General features: G+C 75.2%; 15 protein-coding genes. 12 read left to right on the top strand and 3 right to left on the bottom strand.

Annotated elements, in window-relative coordinates; genetic code table 11:
• Positions 1-284 precede the first annotated feature (284 nt).
• The 9 genes from ACIRRS_RS37310 to ACIRRS_RS37270 all read left to right on the top strand — a co-directional run bounded on the left by ACIRRS_RS37310 (position 285) and on the right by ACIRRS_RS37270 (position 11,535).
• Positions 285-1,691 carry a sensor histidine kinase gene (locus ACIRRS_RS37310; protein ID WP_402981156.1) on the top strand — a complete coding sequence of 469 codons (1,407 nt, stop codon included), beginning with the start codon at positions 285-287 and terminating at the stop codon, positions 1,689-1,691.
• Positions 1,643-2,308 (top strand): LuxR C-terminal-related transcriptional regulator, encoded by a 666-nt coding sequence (locus ACIRRS_RS37305; protein WP_402981153.1) that lies wholly within the window; start codon positions 1,643-1,645, stop codon positions 2,306-2,308. Before ACIRRS_RS37310 ends, ACIRRS_RS37305 begins: the two co-directional genes overlap by 49 nt.
• A gap of 172 nt (positions 2,309-2,480) precedes the next feature.
• Positions 2,481-4,031 (top strand): DUF2637 domain-containing protein, encoded by a 1,551-nt coding sequence (locus ACIRRS_RS37300; protein WP_402981150.1) that lies wholly within the window; start codon positions 2,481-2,483, stop codon positions 4,029-4,031.
• Positions 4,032-4,159: 128 nt separating this feature from the next.
• Entirely contained in the window at positions 4,160-5,458 is a 1,299-nt protein-coding gene (locus tag ACIRRS_RS37295) for a DUF6986 family protein (RefSeq protein ID WP_402981147.1), read from the top strand.
• A 112-nt stretch (positions 5,459-5,570) separates the two neighbouring features.
• Entirely contained in the window at positions 5,571-6,227 is a 657-nt protein-coding gene (locus tag ACIRRS_RS37290; RefSeq protein WP_402981146.1) for a YigZ family protein, read from the top strand.
• 282 nt (positions 6,228-6,509) lie between these two features.
• Positions 6,510-6,818, top strand: coding sequence for a cupin domain-containing protein (locus tag ACIRRS_RS37285; RefSeq protein ID WP_402981143.1), 309 nt, complete (start codon positions 6,510-6,512; stop codon positions 6,816-6,818).
• 201 nt (positions 6,819-7,019) lie between these two features.
• On the top strand, positions 7,020-8,741 hold the full coding sequence (locus ACIRRS_RS37280) for a hypothetical protein (RefSeq protein WP_402981140.1): 1,722 nt from the start codon (positions 7,020-7,022) through the stop codon (positions 8,739-8,741).
• A gap of 177 nt (positions 8,742-8,918) precedes the next feature.
• Positions 8,919-10,553, top strand: a complete 1,635-nt coding sequence (locus ACIRRS_RS37275) for a restriction endonuclease (protein WP_402981137.1) — start codon at positions 8,919-8,921, stop codon at positions 10,551-10,553.
• A gap of 217 nt (positions 10,554-10,770) precedes the next feature.
• The gene (locus tag ACIRRS_RS37270; RefSeq protein WP_402981134.1) at positions 10,771-11,535 is read left to right on the top strand and encodes a ZIP family metal transporter; all 765 of its coding nucleotides are present in this window, start codon (positions 10,771-10,773) and stop codon (positions 11,533-11,535) included.
• 25 nt (positions 11,536-11,560) lie between these two features.
• On the opposite strand, the gene ACIRRS_RS37265 is transcribed toward ACIRRS_RS37270, so the two are convergent.
• Positions 11,561-12,112 carry a MarR family winged helix-turn-helix transcriptional regulator gene (locus ACIRRS_RS37265; protein WP_402981131.1) on the bottom strand — a complete coding sequence of 184 codons (552 nt, stop codon included), beginning with the start codon at positions 12,110-12,112 and terminating at the stop codon, positions 11,561-11,563.
• Between the two features lie 181 nt (positions 12,113-12,293).
• Between ACIRRS_RS37265 and ACIRRS_RS37260 the strand changes: the two genes are divergently transcribed.
• On the top strand, positions 12,294-12,629 hold the full coding sequence (locus tag ACIRRS_RS37260) for a DUF2218 domain-containing protein (RefSeq protein WP_402981128.1): 336 nt from the start codon (positions 12,294-12,296) through the stop codon (positions 12,627-12,629).
• On the opposite strand, the gene ACIRRS_RS37255 is transcribed toward ACIRRS_RS37260, so the two are convergent.
• Together ACIRRS_RS37255 and gabT are read right to left on the bottom strand one after the other, a co-directional pair.
• A complete protein-coding gene (locus ACIRRS_RS37255; RefSeq protein WP_402981125.1) occupies positions 12,599-13,255 on the bottom strand; it encodes a phosphatase PAP2 family protein in 657 nt (218 codons plus the stop codon). The genes ACIRRS_RS37260 and ACIRRS_RS37255 overlap by 31 nt on opposite strands.
• A 376-nt stretch (positions 13,256-13,631) precedes the next feature.
• On the bottom strand, positions 13,632-14,987 hold the full coding sequence (gabT, locus tag ACIRRS_RS37250) for a 4-aminobutyrate--2-oxoglutarate transaminase (RefSeq protein WP_402981122.1): 1,356 nt from the start codon (positions 14,985-14,987) through the stop codon (positions 13,632-13,634).
• Between the two features lie 240 nt (positions 14,988-15,227).
• Here gabT and ACIRRS_RS37245 point away from each other — a divergent pair, with 240 nt between their 5' ends.
• Positions 15,228-17,312 carry an ATP-binding protein gene (locus ACIRRS_RS37245; protein ID WP_402981119.1) on the top strand — a complete coding sequence of 695 codons (2,085 nt, stop codon included), beginning with the start codon at positions 15,228-15,230 and terminating at the stop codon, positions 17,310-17,312.
• Between the two features lie 150 nt (positions 17,313-17,462).
• Complete coding sequence (locus tag ACIRRS_RS37240; RefSeq protein ID WP_402981116.1) at positions 17,463-19,031, top strand: PucR family transcriptional regulator; 1,569 nt, start codon at positions 17,463-17,465, stop codon at positions 19,029-19,031.
• Positions 19,032-19,074 lie beyond the last annotated feature (43 nt).

The following is a 19,074-nucleotide window of genomic DNA, read 5'->3' as shown; positions in this document are numbered from 1 at the left end:
CAGGGGGGACCCTGTGGGAGAGTAGGACGCCGCCGAACAATCATTGTGAAGAACCCCCGTCCGGGACCCGGACGGGGGTTCTTTGCGTTTCCGGCAATCCGGCAATCCGGCAATTTCGTATTCCGCAGTCCTGCATTTCCGGCTCCCGCCGGCCCCGGTGTTGCTCGGTCCACCGACAGGTGGTGTTAGGTCCACCCCGGATTTGGGGTGGCACGACCAGTGTGCGCGCGGGGTCGTTCGTGAACACTGAGAGTCGACGATCGACCCCGGCAACAGGAGCTCCCGTGACGACAGAGACTCGAACGAGTGGTGCGTCCGTACGCACCCAGACCGAGGCTGCCCTGACGGCGGGCGGTCGGGGGCTGGCGAGGCTGGCCGTGCTGTCGCTGGCGGCGGCGCCGGGCTTCCTGCTGCCGCTGTTGGCGGGCTGGGTGGGCGCGGCCGCCACGGTCGGGATCTTCCACAGCTTCGAACTGGTGGTGTTCCTCGCCCTCGCCTCGGGGCTGCTCGCGCTCGCGGTGGTGGCCGGCCTCTTCGTCCGCCGGACGGCGGAGGGTACGCGCCGGCAGCTGGAGCGCTGGTTCGGCGTGCGGATGCCAGTGGTCTACGGGCCCCGCCCGGAGCTGGAGTCGGACGAGCGAGGGCACTGGTGGACGGGGTACTCCTACCACCGCTCCCACACGGTGGCGAAGCTCGCGCAGCTGCTGCACTGGGCGTTCCGGGACAAGGCGACCAGGAGCGAGATCCTCTGGCTGGTGGTCAATCCGGTGGCCGTGGGCGCCCTGGCCGGTCCGGTGGCCTTCCTGCTGCTGGCGGGGCTCTACTACATGCCGTTCTGGATGGACCTCATCGGTCGCGGTCGGCCGAGTCCGGACCCGGGGACGGCGGTGATGAACCTCGTGGTCGGCCTGGCCCTGATCGCGGGCGGGGTGCTGATGGCACCGCTGGCGGTGCGGGCGTACGGGCTGGTCGCCCGGCGGGTGCTGGACCAGGACGGCCGGGCCTCGCACGCCCAGCTGACCAGGCGGGTCGCCCAGCTGACCGAGACCCGGGCGGACGCGGTGGGCGACCAGGCGGCGGAGCTGCGGCGGATCGAGCGGGACCTCCACGACGGCGCCCAGGCCCGGCTGGTGGCGATCGGCATGACGCTGGGCACGATCGAGCACCTGATGGAGACGGACCAGGGCGCCGCGCGCACCCTGCTCGCCGAGGCCCGGCAGTCCTCCGAGCGCGCCCTGCAGGAACTGCGGGACCTCGTGCGCGGGATACACCCGCCGGTCCTCGCCGAGCGCGGACTCGGCGACGCCGTCCGGCTGTTGGCGCTGGACTGCGCGCTGCCGACGGAGGTGTGCGTGGACCTTCCGGACCGCCTGCCGGCCCCGGTGGAGGCGGCGGCCTACTTCAGCGTCTGCGAGTTGGTGGCCAACGCCGCCAAGCACTCGGAGGCGGACCAGGCCTGGGTGGACATCCTCTACCGGGCCGGGTTCCTGCGGATCACGGTGACGGACGACGGCGTGGGCGTGGCCGATCCGTCGAAGGGGAGCGGACTGCGCGGCATCGAGCGGCGATTGGGTACCTTCGACGGTGTTCTCACCATCGACAGTACGTCGGGCGGTCCCACCACCATCACCTTGGAGTTGCCGTGCGAGTTGTCCTCGCCGAGGACCTCTACCTCCTTCGCGAAGGCCTGATCCGGCTGCTGGAAGCGCACGGCTTCACCATCGCGGCCGCCGTGGAGACGGGCCCCGAACTGCTGGACGCCCTGCTGACGCACCGCCCGGACGTGGCCGTGGTCGACGTGCGGCTCCCGCCGACGCTCACCGACGAGGGGTTGCAGGCGGCCCTTGCCGCGCGGCGGGAGATCCGGGGCCTGCCGGTGCTGGTGCTCTCCCAGCACGTCCAGCAGCTCTACGCCCGGGAGTTGCTCGCGGACGGCACCGGCGGCATCGGGTACCTGCTGAAGGACCGGGTGTTCAACGCCGGGCAGTTCATCGACGCCGTCCGCCGGGTGGCGGCGGGCGGCACGGCGATGGACCCGGACGTGATCGCCAAGCTGATGGAGACCACCGCGCGCCGCCCGGGCCCGCTGCTGCGGCTGTCCCCGCGCGAGCGGGAGGTGCTGGAGCTGATGGCCGAGGGCTGTTCCAACTCGGCCATCGCCGCCCGGCTCTCGGTGAGCGACGGCGCGGTGGCCAAGCACATCGCCAACATCTTCACCAAGCTCGAACTCGCCCCGGACGAGGACGCCAACCGGCGCGTGCTGGCCGTGCTGGCCTACCTCAACGGCATGGCGGGCCGGGCCGCCTGACGGCCTCCCCCGTGACGTTCCAGGCTGCGGAAACGCTGGTACAGGCGTACGAGTAAACTCCGGTGGGCCGAGCCCGGAGGGACGCTCCGCGCCGCCCGGTGCCCGACGAAGCGGGGACCGGCCGCCGAGCAGCGTACGGGCCGCAGCCGACATCCAGGGGTTGATAGACGTAATGGCACGCCCAACGCTCACCAAGGCCCATCGGGCTCTGCTCGGCCTGGTCGCGGCCGGCGCCTTCATCATCTCGGGCATCGGTTTCGCGGGCTCGTACAACGCGGTGCGCGAGCTGGCGCAGGAGAAAGGATTCGGCTCCTTCTCCTACGCCTTCCCGATCGGGGTCGACGCCGGCATCGTCGTCCTCCTCGCGCTCGACCTGGTGCTGACCTGGCTGCGGATCCCGTTCCCGATGCTCCGCCAGACCGCCTGGCTGCTGACCGTCGCCACCATCGCCTTCAACGCGGCCGCCTCCTGGGGCGACCCGCTCGGGATGGGGATGCACGCCGTCATCCCGGTGCTCTTCGTGGTGGTGGTGGAGGCCTCCCGCCACGCGGTGGGCCGGATCGCGGCGATCACCGCGGACCGCCACATGGAGTCGGTCCGCGTCATGCGCTGGATACTCTCCCCGGTGCCGACCTTCCGGCTCTGGCGGCGGATGAAGCTCTGGGAGCTGCGCTCCTACGACGAGGTCGTGCGGCTGGAGCAGAACCGCCTGGTCTACCGGGCGCAGCTGCGCTTCCGGTACGGCCGCGGCTGGCGTCGGTCGGCGCCGATCCAGGCGCTGCTTCCGCTCAAGCTGGCCAAGTACGGCGTCCCGCTGGACCCGGCGCTGCTCGACCGGCTGGACGACGAGGGCCGCGAGCGCGAACTCCCGGAGGCCCGGGAGCCCCAGGTCCTCCACCCCCAGGCCGAGCTGACGGTGTGGGAGCGGGTGACCGGCGAGCAGCACCCGGCCACGGCCGTCGGCCCTGTCACGGCGCCGGTGAGCATGGCGAAGACCGCGAAGGCTGCGGAGGCCACGGTCGCCGAGGAACCGGCCGAGGCCCAGCAGCAGCCCGAGCCCGCCCAGGTACCGGCGGCAGCCCAGACTCAGGCTCAGGTCCCGGCTCAGGTCCCGGCTCAGGCTCAGGCTCAGGTCCCGGCCCCGACCCCGGCGCAGGCCCCCGCGCAGCAGCAGCACCCCCAGCCCCCGGCCCCCGTCTCGCAGGTGCCCGTCGAGGTCGCCGGGTCGATGCTGGCGAAGCTGGCCGCCGCCCGCCACCGCGTGGCGGCCGAGCGGGAGGGCGTGCCCCCGGAGGAGGCCGCCCAGCCGCGCGACGACGTGTCGGACGTCTGGACGGCGCGCCAGCCCCGCGCCGTCGTCGAGCCGCCCGCCCCGGCCCCCCGGACGCCCGGCCAGGGCTCGCCCTGGTTCAGCGCCTCGCCGGCCGCCGAGGAGCCCGAGCCCGCCGCCGCCCCCGAGGCGTTCGTGGAGTCCGAGCCGCAGGAGCGGCCCGCCCCGCGCCGCCCGTCCACGGGCCTCGACCCCGATCTGGCGTACGAGGGCCTGGTCTCCTACGTCGACGCCCACGACGGTCAGCACCCCGACGCCCGGAGCTTGGCCCACTGGCTGTCCATCGAGCACGGCGCGACCGGCAAGGGGCAGGACGGCTCCGTCCACCCCAAGGAGGTCGAGGAGCTCGCCCAGGAGCTGAACCAGCGCTACGCCGCCGCCGGAAGGGACTGACCGGGAAGGACTGACCGGGGGACTGACCGAACCCCCGCCTCCCGCGGGGCCATTGACGCCCGACCCGGCCGGGGCTACCTTCGCTTCAACAAATTGTTGAAGCGCTGGTCCGGCATGGAGGGAACGCGATGTCCCAGGTCGAGGTCGACGGTCACGGTCCGACGGCTCCCACGGGCGGGGCCACCTTCTCCGCCGACGCCCGCGCCGCCGTGGAGGCGCTGCTCGCCCCGGTCGATACCGACCTGGCACGCCGCTACCCGGGCGACCCGGGCACCCGTCAGCCGGTGCACACCGTCTACGTCCCGGCCGACGCCTTCGGCGCCGACACCGTACGGGACTGGGGCCGCCAGGCCCTGGAGGCCTTCGACACCCACGCCGCCACCCCGGCCGACCTGGCCCGCGCCCTCGGCGTCCCCGAGGACGCCCTGCTGGCCGACGTGCACGCCCGGGTCCGCGCCAAGCTGGAGCGCGAGCCGGTCGAGGACCTGCGGATCGACTTCGAGGACGGCTACGGCCCCCGCCCGGACGCCGAGGAGGACGCCGACGCCGTCCGCGCCGCCCGCCTGGTCGCCGCCGCGGTGGCCGGGGGCACGGTCCCGCCGTACGTCGGCATCCGCGTCAAGTGCCTGGAGGCGCCCGTCCGCGCCCGGGGCATCCGCACCCTGGAACTGTTCCTCGCCACGCTGCTGGCCGAGGGCGGCCTCCCCGACGGCCTGGTCCTCACCCTCCCCAAGGTCACCTACGCCGAGCAGGTCACCGCCCTGGTCCGGCTGCTGGAGGACTTCGAGCGCCGGGCCGGACTGCCGGAGGGCCGGATCGGCTTCGAGATCCAGATCGAGACGACCCAGGCGATCCTCGGCGCCGACGGCCGGGCCACCGTCGCCCGGATGATCGAGGCCGCCGAGGGCCGCGCCACCGGGCTGCACTACGGCACCTTCGACTACAGCGCCTCCTGCGGCGTCGGCGCGGCCTACCAGAGCATGGACCACCCGGTCGCCGACCACGCCAAGGCCGTCATGCAGGTCGCCGCGGCCGGCACCGGCGTCCGCCTCTCGGACGGCTCGACCAACGTGATCCCCACCGGCCCCGCCGAGCGCGTCCACGCCGCCTGGAAGCTCCACCACGACCTCGTCCGCCGCTCCCTGGCCCGCGCCTACTACCAGGGCTGGGACATGCACCCCGCCCACCTGCCCACCCGCTACGCCGCCGTCTACTCCTTCTACCGGGAGGGCCTGGAGGCCGCCGCCGCCCGGCTGGCCGCGTACGTCGCCAAGGCGGGCGGGGACGTCATGGACGAGCCGGCCACCGCCCGCGCGCTCAGCGGCTACCTGCTGCGCGGCCTGGACTGCGGCGCCGTCGACCCCGCCGAGGTCGCCGCGCTCACCGGCCTCGACCGCGCCCGCCTGGACACCCTCGCCGGCCGCTGACGCCCGACGGCCTCCAGGAGCCGCATCCGGAGCGCCAACTAGGCTGGCGGTGCCGCCCCGCACCCACGGGGCGCGCCGCCAGCCTTCGCCGCTCCCGGGAGAACCACCGCGCATGTCCGCCACGCCGGAACCCACCGCCAGGCCGTACCTCACCATCCGGCGGGCCGGCAGCCACGAGATCGAGATCAAGAAGTCCCGGTTCATCTGCCACCTCGCCCGGGTCGCCGACGAGGAGGAGGCCCAGGCCTTCATCGCCGGCATCCGCAAGCAGTACTGGGACGCCCGGCACAACTGCACCGCCTTCGTGGTCGGCGACGACCAGCGCCGCGAGCGCTCCAGCGACGACGGCGAGCCCGGCGGCACGGCCGGCGTGCCGATGCTGGAGGTGCTGCGCCGGCGCGGGCTGACCGACACCGCCGCCGTGGTGACCAGGTACTTCGGCGGCATCAAGCTCGGCGCGGGCGGCCTGGTGCGGGCGTACGGGAGCGCGGTGTCGGAGGCGGTGGACGGGATCGGCCTGCTGGAGCGGCGGCCGGTCGCGCTGCTCGCGGTGACGGCCGACCACGTCCGGGCCGGGCGGGTGGAGAACGACCTGCGGGCCGCCGGGTACGCGGTGAGCGGCCTGGAGTACGAGGCCGCCGGGGTCCGGATCGAGGTGGGCGTGCCGGAGCCGGAGGTCGCGGAGTTCCACACCTGGCTGGCCGAGGCGACGGGCGGCACCTCGGTCGCCGTCCCGGCCGGGCGCACCTTCGTCGAGGTGCCGGTCTGAGAGGTGCCGGTCCGAGCGGCGTCGGTCCGAGCGGTGCAGGTCTGAGAGGTGCCGGTCCGAGCGGCGTCGGTCCGAGCGGTGCCGGTCCGAGCGGGTGGCGCACCCCCCGCGCCGACCGCACCCTCCTCGCCGACGGCACCGGCCCGCACCGATTTTCGGACACAGATTCGGCCAGTCGTCCCGGGCCCGTTACGGCCCCACCGCGCGCCTGCCTAGCCTGATCCGGCCGCCGGTTCGGGAGATCGCCGGTCCGGAAACGGGAAGCAGGAAGCCGAGTCCGCCATGCCCCACGTCCAGACCATCACCCTGCCCCCGGGCGCCGGCACCGGCTGGCACTACCACCCGGGCCGGGTCGACGTGGTGGTGCTCTCCGGCACGCTGACCCGCACGCTGCACGACGGACGGACCGTGGTGAGCCGCGCGGGGGAGTCCCTGGTCGAGGAGGCCGGGCCGCGCCACGTCCACCAGGGCCGCAACCTCGGGACGGACCCGGTGGTGCTGATCGCGAGCTACGCCGCCCCCCAGGGCCGCCCGCTGGCCGTGCCCGTCCCCGAGCCCGCCTGGAGCCGCAGCGCCCCCGCGGACGGCTGAGGCCGGTCGCTCCCCGTCACCGAGGGGCCGCGCCACGCGGACGGCGGCTTGAACAGATTCACCCGAACGTAGGGACGTACCCCGGACTCGGAACTTCGGCTCCGGGTTGTGGCGTTTCCTGAGCAAGGTTCCGGCAGAACCGGACGAATGACCCATCGATGGAGGACACCAGACCCCACGCCGCACCACGGAGGTACGCGCATGGCCTCAGACCGCTTCCCGACGCACACCGGCGCCGACCTGCCCGGGCCCCGCGGGTCCGCGACGCCGTACCGGATGACCGTCACCACCACCCTCCCGCACGCCGAGGCCGTCGCCCTGGCCGACGGGAGACTCGCCTCCTGGCTCAAGGAGGAGGGCTGCGAGGAGCCCCCGCCGACCCCCGGCACCATCGTGGGGGAGCCCGGCCGACATCCCGCCGCCGAACGCCTCAGGCTCGGCGACCGCATCCTGCTCGACCGCGACCAGGGTCCGCTGCGCGGTGGCGCGGCCTCCGGGCGCTACGACCGCCGCCGCCTGCGCACCCCGGCCCCGCACGGCACCCGTCAGCTCACCCTCACCGTGGCCACCGCCGCCGGCGGCCCCACCTGGGTCCGGCTGGAGGCCGAGACGCACAGCACCGGCAGCGGCGTCCGCACCCCCTGCCGGGTGCCGGTGCCCGACCTGGCCCGCACGCTCCTGCCGCTGCTGGACGCCACCGACGGCCCGGCCGCCGTCCACCCCGGCCCCAAGGTGGTCACGGCCGGAGAGGTCGACGACCTGATCGACGAGCTCTGCGATCCGGAGCGCCGGCTGCCCACCGTGGTCGCCAGCGTCCCGGTGAACCAGCCGCTCGACGAGTGGGTCGAGCGGGTCGTCCGCCCCCTGTGCCGCCAACTGCCCGGCCTGGCCACCGCCTACGTGCTGGACGCCGAGGCCCGGGTCGGCTTCAACGTCGCGCTGGAGTACCACAGCGTCTACGGCGGGGCCGTGCGCACCTACCTGCCCGAGGTCGACCCGGCCTCCCGGCAGGACGGCGCCCGGCACCCGGTGCTCGTCCGGGGCCGAATAGAGGAGGACGTGCGCCGCGCCGCCGCGATGATCGCCCGCGAGCCGCGCCGGCTCGCCGCCGACCTGCCGCTGCCGCCGACGCTCGCCGCCGTCCCCGTCCTGCGCGTCACGGCCGCGCCGCCGACCCCTCCCGGGGGCCAGGAGGCCGCACTGGCCCGCGAGGAACGGCAGGACCGGGCCGAACAGCAGGCCAGGGCCGACGAGTTGGAGCGCGTCCGGCACACCCTGCGCCAGGAGCGGCAGGACCGCCGCGAGGTGCGCGAGACCCATGAAGGCCGCCTGCGCTCCGCCGCCAGGGCCCTGACCGGCCGCCACTGCACCGCCGCCGCCCCGGGCTCCGCCGCCCGCGCCGCGCAGCCCGCCGGGCCGTCCGACCCGGAGGGCAAGCCGGGCACCTTCACCGAACTCATGGCCAGACTCGGCGAGTTCCCCCTCCTCAGCTTCACCGGGGACCAGAAGGCCGCGCTCGCCCTCGACGAACTCCGCTGCGCCGGCGCCGGCTGGGCCCGCCTCACCTGGGACGGCCTCACCGCCCTCCAGGAGTACGCCGAGGCGGCCGTACGCGGCGCCGCGCGCGGGGACTTCAAGCAGTGGTGCGAGCACACCCCCGACGGCTGCCACCACTTCCCGCCGCGCAAGGCCGTACGCGGGGAGTCCCGCACGGTGTTCAGCCACACCAAGTGGAAGCGCGAACGGATGCTGCCGGTCCCGGAGTTCGTGGACGCCTCCCGCCGCGCCTTCATGGGCGCCCACCTGCGCATCGGCGGCGGCCGCACCGCGCCCCGGCTGCACTACCTCGACGACTGCTCCGGCAGCGGCCGGATCTACGTCGGCTACATCGGCCTGCACCTCACCAACACCCGCACCAACTGACCCCGACCGGCCGGGCGCCGCCCGGCGCCCGGCCGAAACCCATCAGCACCGCGACGAACTGGGAGGCTTGGCTGACCACCGGGCCGCGTTCGGTGGACAATGTCCGGCAGGGGCGGGGCCGCACGGCCGACGACGGCCCCGGGCAGGTGCCGGACGAGCATGGGGGAACGACCACCGATGCAGTACTCAGCAGACGGCCAGCCCGACGGCACCGCCACCGTCGAGATCCCCCAACCCGGCTTCCTCGCCTCGGTGTTCCGCGACCTCGGCGCCGACCCCGGGGTCGAGGTCGGCCCGGAGGCCGGCCTCGGCACGCCCGCCGGCCCGGAGGCCCCCGCGAAGGGCGACGGCCCGGACGAGGCGGTCGCCGCCCACGCCCGCGCCGCCGCCCTCACCCACCACCGCACCGTCACCGTCCGGGCCGAGCACGACCGGCTGGCCGACCTGCTGCGCCGCGCCGCCCTGCCCGTCTCGGCCATGGACTTCGAGAGCCAGCTGCGCCACTACGAACCCCGTCCCTACCCGGCCGACGGGCCCGTCGCCGAGGCGGAGGCCGAGCCCCGCTGGGAGGACTTCGCCCCCGCCGAACCTCCCGCCGCCGACCCGGAGGCCGCCCCCACCCGCCGCCTCCTCGACTCCGGCTACCAGCGGGAGCTGGCCCAGGCCCGGCTCACCCACCAGCGCGCCCTGCGCGAGTGGCGCACCCGCCGGGCCGAGGCCGGCAGCCCGGCCGTCGACGACGCCCGGCGCGCCCACCAGGCCGCCGAGGAGGCCCGCTCCCGCGCCGTCCAGGAGTACAACGAGAGCCTGGAGGAGTGCCGTCGGGCCTACCGGCAGGCCGAGCCCGCCGCCGTCGAATCGCTGATGGAGCGGGCGCTGGCCGCCGCCGAGACCGCCACCCAGGACCTCCCCGCCCCCTGCCGGGCCGTCTTCCGCCCGCTCACCCGCACCGCCGTCCTCGACCTCGACCTGCCGCCGCTGGACCTCGTCCCCTCGCTCACCGGCTACCGGCTCGACCCCGCCGGCGACATCGTCCCGGTGCCCCGGCCCCCGGCGGACCGCGCCACCGACTACCTGCGCCTCGTCGCCCGCCTCGCGCTGCGCGCCCTCCAGGCCGCCGACGCCGTCGACACCGACGAGATACTCGCCGGCGTCGTCCTCAACGGCTGGCTGCGCGAACCCGGCGCGGACGGCCCGCTCTGCCTGGTCAGCGTGGACGCCGACCGCGACGCGCTGGCCCGCACCCGGCTGCTGCCGCCCGCCGCGCCGTACGAGGAGCGCGACGACGAGGGCGTCTACGCCGACGCCGAGCAGGACGAGGCCCTCGTACGGCTGCGTCAGCTCGGCGCCGCCGTCACCCCGGACCCGTACGCCCGCACGGCCGTGCAGCCCGCCGCCCTGGCCGGGGCCACCGTGCCCGCCGCGGCGGACCTGTCCGCCAACGAGTTCGCCCAGCTGGTCCGCGACCTGCTCACCCGCGGCGGTCTCGCCGAGTGGAGCGTGCGCCTGCGCGGCCCGGCCGGTCTGGTCGCCACCGCCGAGGGCGCGCCCGCCAGCGCGCTGCCCGGCCGCTGGGTGGTCTGGGCCTCCCGGGGCGCCGAACCCGTCACCGCCGAGCAGATCGCCACCCTCGGCGAGGCCGTCCAGGAGGAATCCGCCGAACGCGGCCTGCGGCTGACCACCGGCCGCTTCGCCGAGGACGCCCTGGACCTCACGGCGGGGGAGGACCACCGCCACCTCCACCTCATCGACGGCGACGGCCTGCGCGAACTCGCCCGCACCCACCTCGGCCTGCCCCTCACCGCCGGATGACCGACTCCCCCTCACCCTGACGGCCCGCCCGGCGGGCGCCCCACCCCCGCCCGGCCGGAGGCTGGGCCTCGGGGCCGTCCGGGCGACGGCACCCTGGCGATCCCGCTCGAACGGCCGTCCGGTACGGTCGGCCGTCGGCCCGACCACGGGCGGACCCCGGGGGGAGAGGAATGGGCAGACCACACGAAGGTGCCGGGCCGTCGGCGGAGGCGGGCCGATGACCGCCGTGGCCGTCGCCGCCGGGGCGTTCCTGATGACGCTGATCGGCGGCTTCGTCGCCCAGCGCACCCGTGACCGCCGCCACCTCGTCCTGGGCTTCGCCGCCGGCCTGATGCTCGGCGTCGTCGTCTTCGACCTGCTGCCCGAGGCCCTGCGCCAGGCCCCCGAGGAGATTCACGGGGTGCCGCAGGCGCTGCTGCTCTTCGCGGCCGGGTTCCTCACCATCCACGTGGTCGAGCGGGCCGTCGCCATCCACCGCGGCCACGAGGGCGAGTACGCCGCCCACACCCACGGCCACCAGCACGGGCACGGCCACCGCGACCGGCACCAGGGCGTCGGCCTGACCGCCGCGTTCGCGCTCGTCGGCCACAGCGTGATGGACGGCTTCGCGATCGGCGCCGCCTTCCAGGCCGGCACCACGGTCGGCACCGTCGTCGCCATCGCGGTGGTCGCCCACGACTTCGCGGACGGCTTCAACACGTACACGATCACCCGGCTCTACGGGAACAACCGCCGCCGCGCGCTCACCCTGCTCGCCGCCGACGCCCTCGCCCCGGTCTCCGGCGCCGCGATCACCCTGGCCTTCACCATCCCGGAGCACCTGCTCGGCCTCTACCTGGGCTTCTTCTCCGGCTTCCTGCTCTACCTGGCGACCTCCGACATCCTCCCCGAGGCGCACAGCCCGCACCCCTCCCGCAGCACCCTGCTGTGCACCCTCGCCGGGGTCGGCTTCATGTGGCTGGTCATCGGCCTGGCCACCTGAGCGGGTGCCTGAGCTCAGGCGCGGCTCAGCGCCCCGGGTGCGCCGGGCGGCGCGGCGGGCCCTCCGCCAGGAACCGGGCCTCGGCCGAGCGCAGCGCCCGCAGCACCACGGCCTGGTCGTCGGGGCTCACCTCGCCGAAGTACTCCTGCGCCACCTCGTCCCTGACCTGGCCGATCCGCTCCACGGCGGCCCGCCCGGCCTCGGTGAGCAGGATGCGCACGGCCCGCCGGTCGGCCGGGTCGGGGCTGCGCTCGACCAGGCCCGCCTCCTCCAGGGCGTCCACCACCGTGGTCGCCGAGCGGGGGGCGATGTGCAGCTTGTCGGCGAGGTCGCTCAGCCGCATCGCGTCCGGCAGTTCGCAGCCGGGGGCGTGGGCCAGCGTGCGCAGGGCGCGCCCCTGGCCGGGGGTGAGGCCGTACGGCTCCAGCCGCTCGCTGGTGCGGCGGCGGATGCGCTTGATCGCCCGGGTCATCGCGTCCGCGAGCTCGGCGGCGTCGGCGGCCTGGAACGAGGCCTGGTCGGCGGCCTGGTCGCCGACGGGGGAGCCACCGGGGGAGCCGGTCGGCGTGGTGGTCATGGGCGGGTCTCCTCGGCAGGCGTCCGCCCAAGCGTATCGGCGCCGGTCCGGGCCCACGCAGGCCGCCGGAGGGGCGGGGCACGGCATCGGCCGGAAAGATGTTGAGTCAGACTCAGTATCTGCGCTAGCGTGAGTCCAAGTGAGGGGACCCTAACTTCCCCTCCCCGACCCTGGAGGGCCCATGCCCCGCTCCGAGGCGCGCGTCGCCACCGACCGCTCCGCCCGCTACGCCAAGCAGCTCGCCGCCCACATGGGCCGCAAGATCGAGGCCACGTTCTCCGAGGAGACCGGCCGCGGCACCCTGGTCTTCGGCGCAGGAACCGCCACCCTGGAGGCCGCGCCGGACGCCCTGCTGCTCGTCGTCGAGGGCGAGCGCGAGAACCTGCCCGGCCTGGAGGACGTCGTCGGCCGCCACCTCGTCCGCTTCGGCGCCCGCGACGAACTCGTCGTCGCCTGGCAGCGCGACAACGGCGAGCCCGGCATGGTTCACCGCAACGACGAGGCCCCCGAGGCCTGAGGCGCCGCGGCGCCCGGCCGGGGCAGCCACCGGTCGAGCGCCCACAGCACCAGGGCGGCCAGGCACCAGCTCGCCGCCACGTCCAGCAGCCAGTGGTAGTCGCTCCACACCAGCCCGGCGCCCACCCCCAGTGCCAGCAGCGCGGCGCCCGCCGCCAGCCACCGGGCCGTCCGCGGCCGCGCCGCCCGGGCCAGCAGCAGCGCCGCCACGCCGTACGACAGCGAGGCCGTCGCCGTGTGCCCCGACGGGTACCAGCCCCACTGGCCCGGCTCCAGCGGATCGCCCAGCGGGCCAGGACGGGCGAACGCCGCCTTCGCCGGGACCACCAGCAGCGGGATCAGCACCGCCGTCAGCGCCGCCACCGGCAGCGGCGTCCACCAGCGCGCCGCCCCCGCCCGGCGCCACCACCGGGCGGCCAGCAGCCCGGCCGCCAGCAGCACCGGGATCGCGGGGAGGCTGCTGCCCAGGTCGGAGAGCGCGTGGCCGAGCGGGTCGAGCAGGGAGTTCGGACGGGCCCCGTGCACCGCCCGCCGGACGGCACGGTCCACCCCGAGCAGCGGGCCGTCCACGGCCACCTGCCAGGACACGGCCAGCAGCACCAGGGCCGCCGTCACCGGAACCGCCACCGACCGGGCCACCCGGGCCGGGACAGCGGACAGCCGCCCCGGAGCCGGGGGGATGGCTCCGGGGCGGCTCTGATGATCGCCGCTCCGCGCGCCCCGGGGGGTGTGGGTCGGGCGGTCGGTCGATCGGCCTCTCGATGGCGTGGGCTCGCTGTCCATCTGCGATGACACTACGTCAACAGCCCTTCCGCGCCGAGCGCCTTCAGCGATTCCCCACATCATCTTCACCCCGCCCGGGAGGCCCCGGTTCCGCCCCGTTCCTCCCCCGTTCCGCCTCCGCGCGACCGAACGGCCCGCGGGGACAGGAGTCCCCGCGGGCCGTTCAGCGCTGTCCGGACAACCCTCCGGAAGGGGGTCACGACCTGGAGGCCGTCACCGCTCAGACGGCGGCGAAGGCGCTCTCCAGGATGTCCAGGCCCTCGTTGAGGAGGTGCTCCGGGATCACCAGCGGCGGCAGGAAGCGCAGCACGTTGCCGTAGGTGCCGGCGGTCAGGACGACCAGGCCCTCGGCGTGGCAGGCCTTGGCGATGGCCGAGGTGGCCTCCGCGTCCGCCTCCTTGCCGCCCGGCTTCACCAGCTCGACGGCGATCATGGCGCCGCGCCCGCGCACCTCGCCGATGCAGACTCGATCGGAGGTGGCGTACTTCTCCTGCATGGCCCGCAGACGGCCGAGCATGACCTCGCCGATGTGCTGCGCCTTGCCGACGAGGTCCTGCTCCTTCATCGTCTCGATGGCACCCAGCGCGGCGGCGCAGGCCACCGGGTTGCCGCCGTAGGTGCCGCCCAGACCGCCCGCGTGCGCGGCGTCCATGATCTCGGCGCGACCGGTCACCGCGGCCAGCGGCAGACCGCCGGCGATGCCCTTGGCGGTGGTGATCAGGTCCGGGACGACGCCCTCGTCCTCACAGGCGAACCACTGGCCCGTGCGGCAGAAGCCGGTCTGGATCTCGTCGGCGACGAACACGATGCCGTTCGCCTTCGCGAACTCCACGATCGCCGGCAGGAAGCCCTTGGCCGGCTCGATGAAGCCGCCCTCGCCCTGGATCGGCTCGATGATGATCGCGGCGACGTTCTCGGCGCCGATCTGCTTGGTGATGACCTCGATCGCCTGCGCGGCGGCCTCGGCGGCGCAGTTCTCGGAGCCCGTCAGCCAGCGGTAGGGGTAGGCCACCGGCACCCGGTAGATCTCCGGGGCGAACGGGCCGAAGCCCTGCTTGTACGGCATGTTCTTCGCCGTCAGGCCCATGGTCAGGTTGGTGCGGCCGTGGTAGCCGTGGTCGAACACCACGACGGCGGGGCGCTTGGTGTAGGCGCGGGCGATCTTCACCGCGTTCTCGACCGCCTCGGCGCCCGAGTTGAACAGCGCGGTGCGCTTCTCGTGGTCGCCCGGGGTCAGCTCGTTCAGCTGCTCGGCGACCGCGACGTAACCCTCGTACGGGGTCACCATGAAGCAGGTGTGGGTGAAGGCGGCCAGCTGCTCGGTCGCCCTGGCCACCACGGCCTCGGCGCTGTTGCCGACATTGGTCACGGCGATGCCGGAACCGAAGTCGATCAGCGAGTTGCCGTCCACGTCCTCCAGCACACCGCCGCCGGCACGGGACACGTACACCGGCAGGGTGGTGCCGACGCCGGCCGCCACCGCACCCAGCTTGCGGGCCTGCAGCTCCTGCGACTTCGGACCGGGGATCGCGGTGACCAGACGGCGCTCCTGCGGGAGCGGCGTTGCGGCGCTCATGGGGTTCTCCAGACTTCTCGGCTCGGTGCTTCGCAGGCTACGGCCGCCCCCGACGGCCGGGCATGCGCCACTCGGTAGCACTGCGCCGTCCGACTTGTCCGGCACGGCCAGCACGCCCGCCGCGCCTACCCAGGAACCCCGCTCCACTACCCTGAGCGCGGGCGTGTCGCCGACGCGGCGGCATGGGTATGGCGGCACCGACGACGGTCGGGCCGGGCGTGCGAGGGAGCGGGGCCGTACATGGCACAGGACGGGGCACACCACCACGGCGACCACACCACCACCAGCCCCCCCACCCACCTCCCCCACCAACGCCCGGGGCCCCCGGCCTTCGACCTCCCCGCCTGGGCCTGCGCCCCCCGCCCCGCCGCCGAACCCGGCGTCTTCCGGCTCGGCTACCGTCGGATCGACCCCGACAAGTCGGAAGCGGCCCGGGTCGCGGCCTGGCCGCTGCTGCTCCGGGCGGGGCTGAACGCGGTGGTGGGGTGGTTCGCCTATCTGTACGGAACACAGGTTCTGACGTACGTGTTGGTGTGGTTCGGCGGACAAGCGGGCATCGGACCGCTCGCCTCGCCCTCCGAGGCCGAAGCCATGTTCACGCTCCTCGTGGTCAACGTCGTGGTCATCGGCATCGTCGTCAAAGTATTCGGCCGCATGGGCCGCTGGACCGAGGTGTGGCGCCGGTACGCCGCGCCGCTGCTGTCGCGGACGGTGACGCAGGAGCAGCCCACCCGGCAGCAGGAGGAGGCGCCGGTCGCGGAGGCCGGGCGGCGGGACCCGTGGGACGGGCTGCGCCGGGGCGGGGCGGCCGCCGCGGCGGCGCGGCTGGACGGTGAGCCGGTCGGCGACGTCGACTACGTGCGCATCCAGCGGGCCTGGGAGTCGGCGCAGGCCGACCACGTGTTCGTGCCCGCCTTCGTCGAGCAGGTGGCCGCGCGCGGCGCGGCGGCCTTCGCGCACCCCTCGGAGGTGCGCGAGCTGCCCGGGCGCGCCGAGCAGCACGACCTGCTGACGGCCCAGGTGCGGATCGGCACCGCCCAGGACGTGCCCAAGAACCCCCTCGGCCACCGCTCGGCCGGTTTCGCCCTGGACCAGACGGTGCTGGGCACCTCCCTGCTGGCGGTGGGCCCCGCGGGCACCGGGAAGACGGCGCGCCTGGCCCGCCCGGTGGCCGAGGCGCTGTGTCTCCAGGCGCTGTCCGGCACCGCCTGCGCGGTCGTCGTCGGGGCGTCGGACGCCGACCTCGGCCCGGACGGCTGGTACGACGTGGTGATCGCCCCGGGCGACTCCTCCTCCGTGTACGGGCTGGACCTGTACGGCGCGGCGCTGGACCCGGACGAGGGCGCGGCCCGGCTGGCCGACGCGCTGCTCCCGGACGAGCTGACGGCCCGCGCCGAGAACTCCCGTACGGCGCTGCAGCAGGTGGTGGGCCCGTTCCACGCCGCGCACGGCCGCTACCCGGGCGTGCGCGAGCTGCGCGCCCTGCTGGCCGGGGAGCCGGACGCGCTGGGGGCGCTGGTGAAGGCGCTCGGGGCGGCCGGCAGGCTGTCGGTGTACGAGCGGGACCTGGAGCACCGCGAGCGCCAGCGCGGCCGCGCGGACGACCCGGGGGCGCTGCTCGCGGACCGGCTGGCCCTGCTGGACCGGCCCGCCTTCGAGGGCGCCTTCGCCACGGACGGCACCGGCCGCCCCCCGTTCGCCATGCGCGTCCTGGACCACCCGCTGCGCGTGCGGGTGAAGCTGCCGGAGCGCAGCCACCCGGAGGCGGCCCGGATGCTGTCGCGCCTGGTGGTGGGCCAGTTCGTGCAGGCGGCCGGGGCCCGCGAGGACCGTTCGCTGTTCGCCGGGCTGGTGGTGGACGACGCCTCGGCCGCGCTGGACGCCCTGGCCGTGCGCGGTCTGCAGCGGCTGCGCGGGGCCAACGCGGGCGCGGTGCTGCTGCTGCGCACCCTGGTGGACCTGCCCGAGGCGCTGCGGGCGCCGCTGTTCGGCGCGGTCGGCTGCCGGATGGCCTTTCCGGGGATCGCGCCGTGGGACGGCCGGCTGTTCTCGGAGGCCTGGGGCACCCACCTGGTGCAGGAGACGGCGGTCACCCACACCCCCGACACCTCCGGCGGCGTCGTCCGTCGCGCCGGCAGGCTGGGGCGGAAGGCGCTGTCGGGTACCACCGCGCAGACGGAGTCGGTGACGACGCGGGACGTGGAGCGGCTGCGGTGGTCGCCGTCGGATCTGGCGCACGCGTTGCCGGCGGGGCACGCGGTGGTGTCGCTGACGGCGGTGTCGGGGGAGCAGGTGCCGCCGCTGCTCGTGGACCTGCGGGGCTGAGCGGGCGGGGGAAGTCGCCTCGAAGGTGGATTCGGCAGTGCGGGTTGTCCGGGGCGTCCATAATGAAGGGGAGAGACCCTCATCAGTCCCACATCCCTCTCCTCGCCCGGCCGCAACGGCGCGGTCAGGTGGAAATCCCTCGAAGGTGCCATGCCCCCCACACTCGCCTCCGTCGTCCGCAACAGTTCGCTCCATCTGACGGTCCTCGCCGGTGCGGACCACCTGGAGCGGCCGGTCCGCTGGGTGCACACCAGTGAGCTGGACGATCCGACGCCGTTCCTGGAGGGCGGCGAGCTGCTGCTGACCACCGGGATCAAGCTGGGCCGGACGGCGGCGCGGCTGCAGGCGTACGTGCACCGGCTGGCCGACGCCGGGGTGGTGGGGCTGGGGCTGGGCGTGGGGCTGTCGCACACGGAGGTGCCGCAGCCGCTGGTGGAGGCGGCGCAGCAGCGGGGGTTGCCGTTGCTGCGGGTGCCGGAGCCGACGCCGTTCATCGCGATCAGCAAGGTGGTGTCGGCGGCGCTGGCCGCGGAGCAGTACGAGGCGGTGACGACGAGCTTCGAGGCGCAGGAGGAGCTGACCCGGGCGGCGCTGGGCAAGGACGGCACGACGGCCGTGGTGCGCCGGCTGGCGGCGCGGCTGGGCGGCTGGGCGGCGCTGTACGACGGGTCGGGGGCGCTGTCGGTGGTGGCGCCGGACTGGGCGGCGCGGCGGGCGGGGCGGCTGGCGGCGGAGGTGGACCGGCTGCGGCGGCGTCCGGCGCCGTCGAGTGCGGCGCTGCAGGGGCGGTCGCCGGGGATAGACACGGCGGACGAGGACTACGTGGTGGTCCAGTCGCTGGGGGCGGACCGGCGGGCCCGGGGTTTCCTGGCGGTGGGGACCGAGGACCGGATCACGCCGACCGAGCGGTACGTGCTGAACGCGGCGGTGGCGCTGCTGACCCTCACGCTGGAGCGCTCGCGGGAGCTGCGGCAGGCGGAGGAGCGGATGGGCGCGGCGCTGCTGCGGATGGTGCTGGCCGGGGAGGTGGCGACGGCGCGGCAGGTGGCGGCGGGGCTGTTCGGCGGGCTGCCGGAGGGTACGGCGCGGGTGCTGGTGGCGGGGGCCGGTTCGGCGAGTGCGGACGCGGCGGAGGCGCTGGGCGAGCTGGGGGACCGCGCGGAGCAGGCGGGCGGCCGGGTCGGCGAGAAGCTGCTGGTGTCGCGGGAGGACGGGGCGCACGGGCCGCGGCTGGTGGTGCTGGCGCTGGACAACGGCGCGGTGCACCGGGCGTGCCTGGGTGCGGTGGAGGAGAACGAGGGGCTGTCGCTGGGTGTGTCGGCGCCGTCCGCGCTGGAGGACGCCGGGACGGCGTACGCGCAGGCGGAGCGGGCGCTGGCGGTGGCGCTGCGCGGCGGCCGGCGGTCGGTGGACCATGAGGAGGTCGGCGCGGGTTCGCTGCTGCCGCTGCTGGGCGAGGACGCGGTGACGGCCTTCGCGGAGGGGCTGCTGCGGCCGTTGCGCGAGCACGACCGGACGGCGCGCGGCGACCTGGTGGCCTCGCTGCGGGCGTGGCTGTCCCGGCACGGTCAGTGGGACGCGGCCGCGGCGGACCTGGGGGTGCACCGGCACACGCTGCGCTACCGGATGCGCCGGGTCGAGGAGCTGCTGGGTCGGTCGCTGGACGACACGGACGTGCGGATGGAGCTCTGGCTGGCGCTGCGTTCCGGCGAGGAATGAGACAGGCCTAGGACGGGATGGAGTGGCCCCGGGGCGGAACGCT

Origin of the sequence: Kitasatospora sp. NPDC101183, from assembly GCF_044767945.1 — a bacterium.
GTDB lineage: Bacteria > Actinomycetota > Actinomycetes > Streptomycetales > Streptomycetaceae > Kitasatospora.
Note: the sequence above shows the minus strand (reverse complement) of the source record. Positions and strands in the feature narration are given on the sequence as shown.